Genomic DNA, 13,679 nt, shown 5'->3' with positions numbered 1-13,679 from the left:
GGCGCGGAAGAGCGGGGCCGCTTCCAGGATCAGTTCATGGGCCAGTCGAGGGGATGGTTCGCGACCCGCCAATCCGGGCGTCCGACGTTCTTCGGCCAGGGATAGACTTCCCGGTCGTTGAAGTAGATCACCGCCGTCATGCCCGGGAATTCCGGATGGGGCCGGTTCGCCTCCAGCGCCCAGGCGCGGACATAGTCGTCCTTGCCGGCATAGCCGAGCTCGGCGACGACGACCGGCTTGCCATAGCCCTTGACGCGGTCATAGCCGGGCCGGGTGCGCTCGACGAAGCCGACGTCCCGCCCCATCGTCAGGTGATCGTAGGGCTGGTAGCCGAACACGGACAGGCCGATCGTGTCGACATAGTTGTCGCCCGGATAGTATGCCTCGAGACCTTCCTCGCCCTTCGGAGACCACATGTATTGCGCGGAGGGCAGATGCTGCCGGCACACGTCCACCACGTGCCGATAGGCCTTGATGTAGTCTTCCGGCTTCCAGGCGGACCAGGTGAACTGCCCCGACTTGTCGTCCATTTCCTGGGCCCAGCGGATCGTCACGGGGCTCTTCAGCTTCGCGGCCGCCGAGCAGACGCCCGCCATGTTGGAATCGTAGCGTCCCGTGAGAATGCCGTGCAGCAGGTCCTCGGGCGTGGCCCGCCAGTCCCGGGCCCAGGACCAGGGCTCGACACTGATGAGCAGAGAGCGGCCCCGCTGGAGAGCGTAGGCATCCGCCACGGCGAGGCTCTCCAGGTCGACGTCTTCCCAGGGCAGGAAGAGATGCTCGATCCTGGAATTGGTGTCGGTGGCGAAGTCGCCGTGCGGATCATAGGCGCCGGCAACCAGCGACTGCGGCCCGATGACCGGCCGCTTGTCCTGGAACTGGCTCCGGTTGTCGACATTGGCGCCGGAAACGCCGCTGGCGGCATAGACCGCGCCGGAGAAGAAGGCCCCGCACAGCAGGGCCGCGACCATTACGAATTGCGGCTTCATGACCGCCTCACTGCTTGGCTTGTTGCTTCAGAGCCGGAGGCGCCGACTTGAACTCATCGAGGCGACCGGAAACGATGTCCTCCGAGACGAGCTTCGTCGCCTCGTCGTCGGCGCGGAGGGGGGCGTGGCGGAACACGACCCATTGCCCGTCCGGCTCCTTCTTCTGGTAGATCGTGCCGCCGGCGACGCGATGGGCGAAGCAGGTCCTTGCGGGAAAGACCTCCTGGCCGACATGCCAGTCGGCGGTGAAGCACAGATTGCCGGCATCGGTGATCTGCCAGCGACCTTCGGCCCACGACTTACCCTTCTCGCCGTCGACCCAGGCGGTGAAACGCCGGTCGGCGGTGTCCATCCGGCCGGCGCCGTCCGGCCACTGCCAGCTCTTGTCGTGGTAGAGCGCGTAGAGCTCGGCCGCGGACAGGGGCGTCGCCCCCGCCGGCAAACCATTGTCCGCCGCGGCTGTGGTGGATGCCGCGGCCGCTCCGGCCAGGGCGGACGCCATCAGGATCGCAAGCCCGCCGGCCTTCAGCCGGGTCGAGGCCCGACGCGCCTCAGAATTCCATCCTCTCATTCGAACCTCCTGCCGTTGTCTGTTTGTCGCCCCCACCAAGTCGCGAGCGTGCGCGCCGCTCGCCCGCCTGCGTGCCCTCCGCTTCCCGCCATGCCGAAGCCGACCGGCCGATCGCCGAAACATGGAAGCCGAGCTCCCTGGCGACGCCGTGAGACACGGCATTGCGCAGATCGACCAGCACCGGCTGCCGCATCGCCCGCTTGACGCGGGCGAGGTCGAGCTTGCGGATGCTCTCCCACTCGGTCACCACCACCACCGCGTCGGCGCCGCGAACGCACTCATAGGCGTCGAGACAGAATTCAACGTCGGAGAGAAGGCGGCTGGCGTTTTCCTGGCCCACGGGATCGTAGGCGCGGACATTGGCGCCGAAGCGCTGCAGCGTCTCGATCAGCGGCACGGAAGGCGCATCGCGCATGTCGTCGGTGTCCGGCTTGAAGGTCAGGCCAAGCACCGCGATCGTCGCGCCGTCGACGTCGCCGTCGAGCGCGTCGATCACCTTCAGGGCCATGCGGCGCTTGCGCGCCTCGTTGGCGGTGACGGTCTCCTCGACCAGCCGCAGCGACACGCCATGATCCTGCGCCGTGCGCAGCAGTGCCAGCGTATCCTTCGGGAAGCAGGAGCCGCCATAACCGGGCCCGGCGTTCAGGAAGCTCGCGCCGATGCGCTTGTCCAGGCCCATGCCGAGCGCCAGCTCGCCGACATCGCTGCCCACCTCCTCACAGAGATCGGCCAGCTCGTTGATGAAGGTGATCTTGGTCGCCAGGAACGCGTTGGCAGCGTACTTGATCAACTCCGAGGTGCGGCGACGGGTGACGACGATCGGCGTGCCACGCATCTCGAGCGGCGGCCGGTAGAGGTCCATCAGCGCCTTGCGCGCACGCTCGTCCTCGACGCCGATCACGACCCGGTCGGGGTCGAGGAAGTCGCGGACCGCCACGCCCTCGCGCAGGAATTCCGGGTTGGAGGCGACCGAGAAGCTGCCGGACGGCCGGATCGAGCCGATGATCTTCTCGACGACGTCGCCCGTGCCGACCGGAACAGTCGACTTGATCGTCACGACCGCCCCCGTCTCCAGATGCGGCGCCAGTTCGCGCGCCGCCATGTAGACGAAGGAAAGATCCGCATCGCCATGGCCGGCTCGGGCCGGCGTGCCGACCGCGATCAGCACCAGCGCCGCGCCCGCCAGGGCCTCGGCGAGGTTGCAGGTGAAGTTCAACCGGCCCGCGGCGGCGTTGCTCTCGACCAGATCGGCCAGGCCCGGTTCGTAGATCGGCAGCACGGCCTTCTGGAGACCGGCGATCTTCTGGGCATCCTTGTCGACGCAAACGACGTCGTGTCCCCAGGCGGCAAGGCAGGTACCGCTCACCAGCCCGACATAACCTGTTCCAATTACGGCAACTTTCATGCTGAGCCTCCTTGCTGAATTTTCATTCGTCTTGGTTATTCCTGCCCGCCGGCCGAACTGTCGCGCCAACGGGGGTTGAAGACCGTTCTGTGCAGGTCGCGGCGCCCGACGCCCGCGCCGGCGGCGGCGAAACGGTCGTCGAAGAGGGAGAAACTCTTGGAACCCCGGGTCAGCGCCGCCATGCCGTCCATGCCGCGCTCGGCGGATGCGACGGTGATGAAGGCGCAGAGCGTGACGAGACTGCTCGCCAGAACCGGGCGATAGAGGCGACTGCGCGTCCGAACCCGGTTTTCCCGGGCGTGCTGCAGCACGATCATGGCGATCAGCAGCAGGTAGAAGCATGCATTGATGATCGCGAAGAGATAGAAGCCGCGCGTGTCATAGGCCTCGTCCACCCAAAGCACCGGCAGGATCGAGAAGAAGACCACCAGGCCATAGGGCGCCAGCACCCGGAACGGCAGCGGATCGACTTCAGAGGCGCCCTTCGGGGTGACGCGGAAATTGACGAAGGAACCCGTCGCCCAGTCGCGCAACGCCGCCAGCGATCCGGCCAGTCCCCAGGGCCAGCGGGCGAGGACGAAGAAGGTCGATTCCCAGCTGAAGATCTTGCCATCGACCGGGCGAAAGGTCTTTTGCGACCGCAGCCAGAACGACAGCGCCAGCAGAACCAGGGTCTGCGGCAGGAAATGAAGCAGGAAATCCGGATAGGTGACGTCGACGATGCTCTCGCCATAGGCCAGGACGATGATCGGCATCAGGAACGTCATGGCGAGGAAGGTCGTGTAGATCGGATACCAGAACTGCGCGAAGAGGAACTGGAACTTCAGCCGCGCCGGCAGCCGCTTCAGGAGCCCGGGGGTGTATTGCAGCAGGATCATCACCATGCTGCGCGACCACTGGAATTCCTGCGTGATCAGGTCGGAGAAGGTCCGCGGCCCGTCGCCATAGGCAATCGCGTCGATTGCATGCACGCCGCGCCAGCCATGCGCAGCCATGAACAGCGTGGTCGAATGATCCTCGGCCAGCTCCGGTCCAAGGCCGCCGATCTCCTTCAGCGCCGCCGTGCGGACGGCATAGTGCGAGCCAAAGCAGATCGGCGTGAAGCCGCCGCCATTGTACCCGGCCTGCAGCGGGCCATGCAGGCTGGCCTCGTAATAGAGACGGCCCCGGGCCGACCAGCTTTCGCCGGCGTTGCGATCGCAGATGCTCGGCGCCGTGACATAACCGACGGCCGGATCTGAGAACGCGCGCAGGACTTCCAGGAGATAGCCAGGCTGCGGCGCGTGATCCGCGTCGAGCTGGACCACGAAGTCATACCGATCATAGCCATAGTGGTCGTAGAAGAAGGCGAGGTTGCCTTCCTTGCAGCGCGTGCGGCGCGGCCAGGTCTTGCGGTGATAGTCCTCGCGTCCCTTGCGGGTGGAGACGAAGACGCCATGCTCGCGGCACCAGGCGAGCGTCTCCGGCGAAGGATCCTCGTCGGCGAGCCACGTATCATGCGGCACGTCCTGCGCCAGCATGGCCCTGAGCGTCTCCGCGACAACCGGGAATGGTTCGGAGGGAGCCTTGGTGACGACCATGGCGACACGGCTGTCGCTCGGGATGCGAAGCGGCCCGGAAGGCCGGCGCGCATGGCTGAAGACGCCGATGAAATAGCCCGGCTGGATCGTCACCCACGCAAGAACCACCGAGACGAAGGCCGAGCCAATGGGATGGAGATGCACGGCGGTGAAGAACCACCAGTGCCAGAAATAGCCGACGGCCGCCGCCCAAAGGGCAACGATGGCCCAATACTCGACCCGCTTGCGGCCGACGAAGATCGGCTCCAGGAACGGCGCCTCCGCTCCATCCGGCGCCGCAATGCGGGGCGTTTTCATGTCCGCACCTCGAGGCCGAAGAAGGGGGCCGCGGTGCGGATGATCGTGTCGAGATCCGAATGCTGGGCGCGGAAGCCGAGCGTCTCCGCCGCGAGCGCCGGATCGGCATAGAGGATCGGCGGATCGCCGGCCCGCCGCGCGCGCAGCGCCACGGGCACCTCACGGCCGGTCAGCCGGCCGATCGCGTCAAGGATCTCCTTGATCGAGGTGCCGCGCCCGGTCCCGAGGTTGACGGCGAGATTGCCGCCGCCGCGGATCAGGTGATCCACGGCCAGCACATGCGCCCGCGCTAGGTCGATGACATGGATATAATCGCGGATGCAGGTGCCATCCGGCGTGTCGTAATCGTCGCCATAGACCTCGAGGAAATCGATGAACCGGGCCGCCGCCAGCATGGCGCGCGGGATCAGGTGGGTCTCCGGATCATGCGCCTCGCCAAGCTCGCCATCGAGATCGGCGCCGCAGGCGTTGAAATAGCGCAGCGCCACGTAGCGGATTCCATAGGCCGTCGCGTAGTCGGCCAGCATCTGCTCGGCGATCAGCTTGGTGCGGCCATAGGGATTGATCGGATGCTGGGCCTCGCCCTCGCGGATCGGCAGGTGGTCCGGCACGCCATAGGTGGCGCAGCTCGACGAGAAGATGACGGGCGGCGCACTGGTCCGGCGGCACGCCTCCAGCAGGGACTGCGTGCCGTTGACATTGTTTCGGTAGTACTTGGCCGGATTCTCGACCGACTCCCCGACATAGGCGGAGGCGGCAAAGTGGATGACCGCGACAGGCTCGAATGCCTCGATCGTCGCGATCAGCCGGTCTGTTTCGAGAATGTCGCCCTCGACCAGCGGCCCCCAGCGAACCGAGCCGGCGCTTCCCGTCGAAAGATTATCGTAGACGACCGGATCATAGCCCTGTCCGGCAAGGAGCTTGGCCGTGTGGCTGCCGATAAAGCCCGCGCCACCGACCACGAGGACGGCTTGCCTGCTCATCACGATACCCCGACGAGTTTCCCGACCTGCCTGGTCAGCTGGCGTTCGAAATAGGCGATGGTGGATGTCAGCCCTTCCGCCAGGCTGATGTCCGGTGACCAGTCGAGGTCTCGCCTGGCGACCGAGATGTCGGGCCGGCGTTGGCGCGGATCGTCGGTCGGCAGCGGCCGATGCACGATCTTCGACGAGGAGCCGGTCATCGCGATGATCCGCTCGGCGAGCTCGCGAACTGTGAACTCGCCCGGATTGCCGAGATTGACGGGCGTGCGGATCGCCCTCCGACTGTACATGAGCCGGTGGAACCCTTCGATCAGGTCGTCGACATAGCAGAAGGAGCGCGTCTGCGAGCCATCACCATAGACGGTGATGTCGTCGCCCTTGAGGGCCTGGACGATGAAGTTGGAGACGACGCGACCGTCGTCGGCGCGCATCCGCGGACCGTAGGTATTGAAGATGCGGACGATGCGGATATCGACGCCATGGCGATCGTGGAAGTCGTGGAAAAGCGTCTCGGCCGAACGCTTGCCTTCGTCGTAGCAGGAGCGCGGACCGAAGGAATTGACGTTGCCCCAATAGGCTTCCGGCTGCGGATGCACATGCGGATCGCCATAGACCTCGGATGTGGAGGCCTGGAAGATGCGCGCCTTGTGCTGGAGCGCCAGCTCGAGCAGGTTGAGCGAGCCGATGACGCTCGTCTTCATCGTATGGATGGGATCGGCCTGGTAGTGCGGCGGCGACGCCGGGCAGGCCAGGTTGTAGATCTCGTCGACCGGCAGATCGAGCGGATCGACGATGTCGTGCCGGATGACCGTGAAGGCATCCGAGCGCAGCAGGCCCTGGACATTCTCCATCCGGCCCGTCGAAAAGCTGTCGACACAGATGACTGCGTTGCCTTCCTGCAGAAGTCGTTCGCACAGATGCGATCCCAGGAACCCCGCGCCACCGGCAACAAGTATGCGACGTCTTGGCTTCTTCTCCGAGATTACAGTCGAAGCTCTAAAAAGCTCGCCCAATTCGCCCTCCATCAGAATGGTTGAAATTCTGACCAATCACCGAGAATACAAGAAAATCTTCAGAAAATTCCCCCAATGCCCGACGATGCCGAGCACCTATACGTCCATAGATGTTCTTGTGTTTGATGATTGACGGTATCAACCCTGAAGGGGCCGGTCGTTATCAGGGGATCCGGAAAGTTGTCTTCGCGTCCATTTCTCGCCCGGGCGCGACGAGAGATTTTAATAGAGATTTAATTCATATCGAAAAACTAATACTGGACCATCTGGACGCCTCACCGGCACCCGGATGCCGACCGCCAGAACGATAAAGGCCGAGCCCCGCGAGGGGCCCGGCCTCCACTTCATCGATCTGCCATCCGCGCGTTGACGCGGGTTCGCCGAATCTCAGGCGGGAACCAGTTGGCCCCTTGCGCGCGCGGTCCGCTCCGGATCGACCTGGCCGTCATCCGTCAGCACCACGCCATAGACGGAGGCGGCCCGCTCGCGGCTGACCCAGCCTTCCCTCACATCATGCAGAACGCGGGCCGGATCGCGCTCGTGCGGATGACCGTAGCCGCCACCGCCGCCGCTGATCGAGACCATGGTCTCGTCGGGGCCGATGACGACTTCGGCGCAGGCCGGCACCGGTTGCAGCGAACCATCGGCCAATCGGCGGAACTGCGCGGAGGTCGCGCCGGCGAGGCCGCCCCGCGTTCCGAGCGCCGGATTGACGTTGCCGTCGCTGACATAGGCGACCGTCATCGAGCAATCGACCGGCGCGAATTCGGAATAGGCGCCAAGCGCGCCGCGGAACCGGCCGGCGCCCTCCGAATCGGCGATCAGACGCCGCTCATGCACGAAGATCGGGTGGCGAAGCTCGTCGATCTCGATCGAGTCCTGGTAGCACATGCCGGCATTGCCGACATGCAGGATGGTCAGCCAGCCATCCGTCCACGGCGTGCCGGCGCCGCCGGTGCAGCCGAGATAGACCTCGTTGACGAAGGGCTTGCCGTCATGGACGCCCGAGACGACGCCGCAGGAGGGCGGGATCAGCGCGCCGGTCTCGGCCTGGCCGAGGCCATCGGCGAGTTCGGCCAGCGCCGCCTGCACCGGATTGGCGACGCGGTCGGCGATGTTGGTGGTCGCGACCGAGCAGGAGGTCGGATGGCGCGGCCTGCCGACGACGCAGCCGTCGCGCAGATGGATCTTCACCCGCCGGAAGCTGCCCTCGTTCTTCGGCACGGTATGATCGATCGAATTGAAGATGCCGATCATCGGCGCCGACAGCGAGCAGGCTTCCGACAGGTTGAGGCCGTTCGGCATCGAATCCGGGTTGTCGGTCATGTCGACCTCGATCATCGCCTCTTCCGGCTTGACCTCGACCGTCGCGGTGATCTTCACGCCCTCGGCCGGCGTGCCCGGGAAGGCGTCATGCGTGCTGGTGCGGGTGACGCGGCCCTTCGGCAGCGCGCGGATCACCTCGATCATCCGCTTCTCGCTGTAGTCGAACCATTGCTGCGAATAATCTTCCAGCCGGTCCCAGCCGATCTCGGCGCCGAGCGCCAGGATCTCGCGCTCGCCGACGCGCGCGGCGCCGAGCGTCGCCAGATAGTCGCCCCACCACTGGTCGGGGACGCGGATGCGCATCTGGCACATGCGGATGATGTCCATCACGTGCTGGTAGTTGTCCTGCACCTTCACGGCCGGGAAGATCAGCGCGCCCTCATTATAGACGTCGAGCGCGGCGCCCATGTAGGTCGTCGGCAGCGAGTTGCCGCAATCCGCCTGGTGCGCCTTGGCGAGCACGGTGAAGCGATGCACGCCCGCTTCGTCGATGATCGGGATCAGGATCGAGTGATCGGCAGGATGGGTGCAGCCGTGATAGGGCGAATTGTGCAGGAACGCGTCGCCGCGCTTCAGCACGGGATGATTGTCGGTCATCGTGCGCGACATGATGTCGGGCCCGCGCAGGACGTGGTTGGGCAGGCTTTCCGCCGTGGCGAGCAGTTCATGCTTCGCCGTCAGCACCACGCAGGAGAAGTCGCGGGCGATCGTCAGGATGCCGGAGCGACCGGTCCGGTGCAGCGTGTTCGCCATCTTGCGGGCGATGCCCTCGAAGCGGGCGGTCAGCACCGCGAGCGTCGAGCCATCCATCTTGTTGGTGTCGGACATGGTTCTCTCTCCGCTCAGACTTCAATGACCAGATTGCCGGAAGCGTCGCGCCAGGCCTTCGCGCCCGGATCGATGACGATCGACGTGAAATCGGATTCGACGATGGCCGGGCCGAGCAGCGGCTGGCCCTCGGGGATCGATTCGAGACGCCAGACGTCGGCGTCGATCCAGTCGGTGCCGAGGAAACGGACCGGGCGCGATGGCAGCTTGGCCGGCCGGCTGTCGGCCGCGAGACGGCCGGGAACGCCCGAGCCGATGCGGCACCGCACCTCGGCGTTCCAGCTCACCGTCTCGATCTCAGCCTTGTCGTCGCTGACGGCGAAGATGTCCTGGTGCATCTGGTGGAAGTCGGAAACCAGCTCGCGCACGTCGTCGCCGCCGGCGAAGCGCGGCACCCGCAGCGGCACCTCGATCTCCCACGCCTGGTCCTGATAGCGCGCCTCCGTCGACCAATCGATCTCGACCGCCTTGGCGCCGGTGCCGGGGCCTGCCGCGAAAGCGTCGCAGGCGGCCTGGAGGCCGGCGAGCACCTTGTTGACGCCCTCAACGTCGAAGCCATCGCTGCGCGAATGGAACATCGCCTGCTGGTGCGCCGTCAGGTCGGAGATCAGCGCGCCGGAAGCGGAGAGCGCCGCGCCGGCCTCGGTCACCAGAACGCGCCTGCAGCCGAGACGCCGGGCGATGGCGACGCAGTTGATGCCGGCAGCGCCGCCACCGGCGACGAAGGTCGCCTGCGTCGGGTCGATGCCCTGGTTCACGGTGATGTCCATGATCGCCTGGACCATGTGCTCGGTCGCAAGCGCGACTATCACCTCGGCCGCCTGCTCGACGGTCTTGCCGAGCGGTTCGGCGACGTCGGTGCGGATGGCTTCGAGCGCGCCGGCCTTGTTCAGCGCCATCTTGCCGCCGAGGAAGAACTCGGCATCGATGAAGCCGAGCGCGACCGAGGCGTCGGTCAGCGTCGGCCGCGTGCCGCCACGGCCGTAGCACACGGGACCCGGAACCGCGCCGGCGCTCTTCGGGCCGACATGCAGCAGGCCGCCGGCATCGACCCAGGCGATCGAACCGCCACCGGCACCGATGCTCTTCACGTCGACGGACGGCATGCCGGTCATGTGGCTGCGGAAGGGCTGGCCGAGCCAGGTCTCGCGGCTGCGCGGAATGCGGCCGCGCCGCACCAGCGAGACGTCGAAGGTGGTGCCGCCGGTATCGCCGACGATCAGAGTCTCGGCCGCGTCGTCGGCGCCATAGGCCTTGGCGGCGACCGGCGCCATGCTCGGTCCGGAATTGATCAGGTGCACCGGCGCCTCGGCCACCCGCGCGGCGTCCATGACGCCGCCCTGCGAGGTGACGACGAGCACGCGGCCCTGGAAGCCGGCGTCGCGCAGGCGCTGTTCAAGACCGCGCATATAGGCGCCCATCACCGGCTTCAGCGAGGCGTCGATGCAGGTCGACGAGGCGCGGCGATATTCGCGGATCGACGGGTTGATCTCGTGCGAGAGCGTATAGGGCACGCCCGGCAGATGCTTCTCGATCAGCGCGCCAACCGCCAGCTCATGCGCCGGATTGACCACCGACCACAGGAACGACACGCCGATCGCCTCGACCTTGGCCGCCTTCAGGGAAGTGAGGATCTCGACGACCGCCGCCTCGTCGAGCGGCGTCTTGACCGCGCCGCTGACGGTGATGCGCTCCGGCACCTCATAGGTGAGCGCGCGCGGCACATAGGGCTCGGTATAGGGGACGGTGAAGTTGAAGGGCTCGATGCGCCCGCCCTCGCGGAAGACCAGCGTATCCGGGTGGCCCTTGGTGGTCAGGAAGGCGGTGCGGGCGGTCGAGCCGGTGACGATGGCGTTGATCGCGTGCGTCGTGCCGTGGACGAGGATCTCGCCCCGGCCGAGATAGGAACCGAGTTCCTCGCCGGCCGCCTCCGCCGCGATCCGCAGGCTGTCGATCACGCCGGCTACGGGGTCGGAGGGCGTCGTCGACGCTTTGTGCATGCTAAGCACGCCATCTTCCGTGGCGACCATCAGGTCGGTGAACGTGCCGCCGGTATCGACGGCAAAACGAAGGCCCATTGTCGGCTCCAGGGATGCGGGCGCGACCGAGTTCGGCGGCGCCTTCAGGAAGAGATCGGTGAAAGCCGGAGGCCGATCGCGGCTCCGGAAACAGGCTGAACCTAGAAAAGCGTGGCGATCGCCCGGCGCGCGTCACGGGGCGGCGACATCGCGATCCGCCGGGAGCGCCGGGCGGCTCGAACCAAGACGGCATTGGCCAGTTCGGACGGGATCGGCATCAAGCGCCTCCCCCGGTCCCGCAAGTCGAGCTTTCGGACCGCATCCTGCATTTCCCTGTCGAGACCATTATCTGTTCTGTTAAGCCGAACATGGTTCTGTTATGCAAATCGTAGGAGCAGTTCGTGGATGTTGTCAACGGGCCATCGTTCCGCTTATCGGTTGTACGAATGGCCCGATCCGACCTGCAGTTTCAGGCGAGACCAAAAAGCAAGAGGCGCAAACGTGTCGACGACCCCGGAAGAGAGCCCCAACGACAAATACCCGCTGCGCAGCGTCGGCCGGGCGCTGGACGTGCTCGAGGCGCTGGGCGCAGGCGACAGCAAGGGCATGGGAGTCGGCGAGATCGCCGCCGCCATCGGCGTCTCGCGCAGCACCGCCTTCACGCTGCTGCAGACGATGGTGGCGCGCGGCTTCGTTGCCGACACCCGCATCGGCAACGGCCGGCTCTACCGGCTCGGCCTGGCGCTGGTGCATCTCGGCGACCGGGCCGTCGCCGGAATGGGCATCACCCAGTTCGCCACCCCGATCCTCCAGCAGTTGACCGACACGACGCGGCTGACCTCGCGCCTCGCCGTGCTCGACGACGGCTATGCGGTGGCGATCGGGCGCGTCGATGCGCCCGGCCCGTTCCGGATGATGTCGTCACTCGGCAGGCGCGAGCTGCCGCATTGCTCCTCGGTCGGCAAGGCGCTCCTCGCCGGCCTGCCGAAGGAGGAGGTCGAGGCCATCCTGAAACGGCTCGGCATGCCGCGCCGGACAGAGCATACGCTGACCACCCCGGCGGCGCTGATCGACGAACTGAAGATCGTCGCCGAACGCGGCTATGCCCTCGACAACGAGGAGGACAATGTCGGCGTGCTCTGTGTCGGCGCCGCGATCCATGACCGCAGCAGCGACGCCGTGGCGGCGATCAGCGTCACCACGATGAAGCTCGGCACCGACGAGGATATCCACCGGCTCGGCGCCATCGTCCGCGCCCACGCCGACCGGGTCAGCGTCCTGCTCGGCGGCCCGACGCACGCCGCGCTGCCGCCCCGCCGCTAGCCGCTACCCGCCTCGCTTTCGACCGGGCCCGCACCTGAATGCCGCAGGGGCGCGCTGACGCGCGCCTCGTCGAACCTCCGCTCCCGCCCGAAATCGGATGCCCCCCGAGGCCGTATTGACAAGCGTCGGCCCTCCGTTACAGTTCAAGTGCACAAAACATAGTTCTGCATAACAGAACACTTTCCAGAACCGAACGGAGATCCTCATGTCCTGCCTGAGAAGCCGCATGCTCGCGGTAATCGGATCCGCGCTGCTTGCCGGCGTTTGCGGCGCAGCCACATCGGCGCATGCCGGCGGCATCACCGTGCCGGACGGCGCGAAGAGCCGCACCATGCCCTGGGGCGAGTTCAAGCTTGCTCCGCGCATCGTCAAGAAGCTCGAGGCGGGCGAGACCGCCAACATCGTGGTCGGCATCGAGGGCACCGGCCTGCCGATCCAGGGCGCGGAAATGCGCATCGGCACCAAGAAGGGCTGCGAGAACGCCAACAAGGCGCTTTCGGCCGAGTGCCGCATGGTCGGCCCGGTCAATCCCGATACCGCCAAGCAGCTTTCCGAGCTGGAGACGCTGCTGAATTCCGGCCAGGTCGACTGCCTGGCGCTGCAGCCGCCGCTGCCAAACCAGTTCACCGGCATCATCAATAAATATGCCGACGCCGGCATTCCGGTGTTCACGCTGAACATCGACGCGCCGAAGGCCAAGCGCTTCGCCTTCTACGCCCTGAACGAGGTCCAGGCCGGCAAGATCAACGGCGAGACGACCGCCCGGCTGATCAAGGAAAAGGGCGTTCAGGTCAACAAGATCGCCATGGGCAGCGGCGCTCCCGACCAGCCCTGGGCCCAGGCGCGCATGGAAGGCTTCATGGAAGGCTACAAGTCGGTCTTCCCCGACGCGAAGTTCTTCAACGACGTGAAGAGCGGCATCCCGACCGGCAAGAACTTCACGACGCAGGAAGTGCTGAACTCGGTCACGCCCTTCCTGACCGCCAACCCCGACGTCACCTTGTTCTTCCACACCGACCAGGGCATCGAGGGCGTCGGCAACGTCATCCGCAACCTGAAGCTCAACGGCAAGGTGTACGCTTCCGGCTTCAACGTCAGCGGCGCCATCCTCGACTCCATCGGCGAGGGCACGACGCTCGTCACGATCGACCAGGGCTTCGACAACCAGGCCCAGGCTCCCGTCGAGCAGTGCGCCCAGTTCCTGGCCAAGGGCGAGACGCCGGCCGATCCGATGCAGTTCCTGCGCCCGATCGTCATCACCCAGGCCGGTGGCGAGAACGAACTGACCGTGGACGCAGGCCGCGAGCGCCTCAAGGCCGCCCGCTAGCCTCCAGCGCCGACATGGCGGC

10 protein-coding genes are annotated in these 13,679 nt (G+C 66.2%); 2 read left to right on the top strand and 8 right to left on the bottom strand.

What is annotated here, in order from left to right; translation table 11 throughout:
• Positions 1–29: 29 nt before the first annotated feature.
• The 8 genes from WFK98_RS02945 to WFK98_RS02910 all read right to left on the bottom strand — a co-directional run bounded on the left by WFK98_RS02945 (position 30) and on the right by WFK98_RS02910 (position 11,067).
• Complete coding sequence (locus WFK98_RS02945; RefSeq protein WP_336799223.1) at positions 30–986, bottom strand: glycoside hydrolase family 26 protein; 957 nt, start codon at positions 984–986, stop codon at positions 30–32.
• A gap of 7 nt (positions 987–993) precedes the next feature.
• Positions 994–1,488 carry a DUF995 domain-containing protein gene (locus WFK98_RS02940; RefSeq protein ID WP_442907373.1) on the bottom strand — a complete coding sequence of 165 codons (495 nt, stop codon included), beginning with the start codon at positions 1,486–1,488 and terminating at the stop codon, positions 994–996.
• A 49-nt stretch (positions 1,489–1,537) separates the two neighbouring features.
• Positions 1,538–2,962 (bottom strand): UDP-glucose dehydrogenase family protein, encoded by a 1,425-nt coding sequence (locus WFK98_RS02935; RefSeq protein ID WP_336799221.1) that lies wholly within the window; start codon positions 2,960–2,962, stop codon positions 1,538–1,540.
• Positions 2,963–2,997: 35 nt separating this feature from the next.
• Positions 2,998–4,839, bottom strand: a complete 1,842-nt coding sequence (locus WFK98_RS02930; RefSeq protein ID WP_336799220.1) for a glycosyltransferase family 2 protein — start codon at positions 4,837–4,839, stop codon at positions 2,998–3,000.
• The gene (gene galE, locus WFK98_RS02925; RefSeq protein ID WP_266339335.1) at positions 4,836–5,822 is read right to left on the bottom strand and encodes a UDP-glucose 4-epimerase GalE; all 987 of its coding nucleotides are present in this window, start codon (positions 5,820–5,822) and stop codon (positions 4,836–4,838) included. Before galE ends, WFK98_RS02930 begins: the two co-directional genes overlap by 4 nt.
• Positions 5,822–6,847 carry a UDP-glucuronic acid decarboxylase family protein gene (locus tag WFK98_RS02920; RefSeq protein ID WP_442907360.1) on the bottom strand — a complete coding sequence of 342 codons (1,026 nt, stop codon included), beginning with the start codon at positions 6,845–6,847 and terminating at the stop codon, positions 5,822–5,824. The genes galE and WFK98_RS02920 overlap by 1 nt, the downstream gene beginning before the upstream one ends.
• Before the next feature lie 375 nt (positions 6,848–7,222).
• Complete coding sequence (locus tag WFK98_RS02915; protein WP_336799218.1) at positions 7,223–8,989, bottom strand: hydantoinase B/oxoprolinase family protein; 1,767 nt, start codon at positions 8,987–8,989, stop codon at positions 7,223–7,225.
• Positions 8,990–9,003: 14 nt separating this feature from the next.
• On the bottom strand, positions 9,004–11,067 hold the full coding sequence (locus WFK98_RS02910) for a hydantoinase/oxoprolinase family protein (RefSeq protein WP_336799217.1): 2,064 nt from the start codon (positions 11,065–11,067) through the stop codon (positions 9,004–9,006).
• Between the two features lie 441 nt (positions 11,068–11,508).
• Between WFK98_RS02910 and WFK98_RS02905 the strand changes: the two genes are divergently transcribed.
• Both WFK98_RS02905 and WFK98_RS02900 read left to right on the top strand, forming a co-directional pair.
• The gene (locus WFK98_RS02905) at positions 11,509–12,330 is read left to right on the top strand and encodes an IclR family transcriptional regulator (RefSeq protein WP_266339331.1); all 822 of its coding nucleotides are present in this window, start codon (positions 11,509–11,511) and stop codon (positions 12,328–12,330) included.
• Positions 12,331–12,556: 226 nt separating this feature from the next.
• A complete protein-coding gene (locus WFK98_RS02900; protein WP_336799216.1) occupies positions 12,557–13,657 on the top strand; it encodes a substrate-binding domain-containing protein in 1,101 nt (366 codons plus the stop codon).
• Positions 13,658–13,679: the final 22 nt, after the last annotated feature.

The organism is Kaistia sp. MMO-174, assembly GCF_037147815.1.
GTDB lineage: Bacteria > Pseudomonadota > Alphaproteobacteria > Rhizobiales > Kaistiaceae > Kaistia > Kaistia nematophila.
This window is presented reverse-complemented; position numbering and strand designations above follow the sequence as displayed.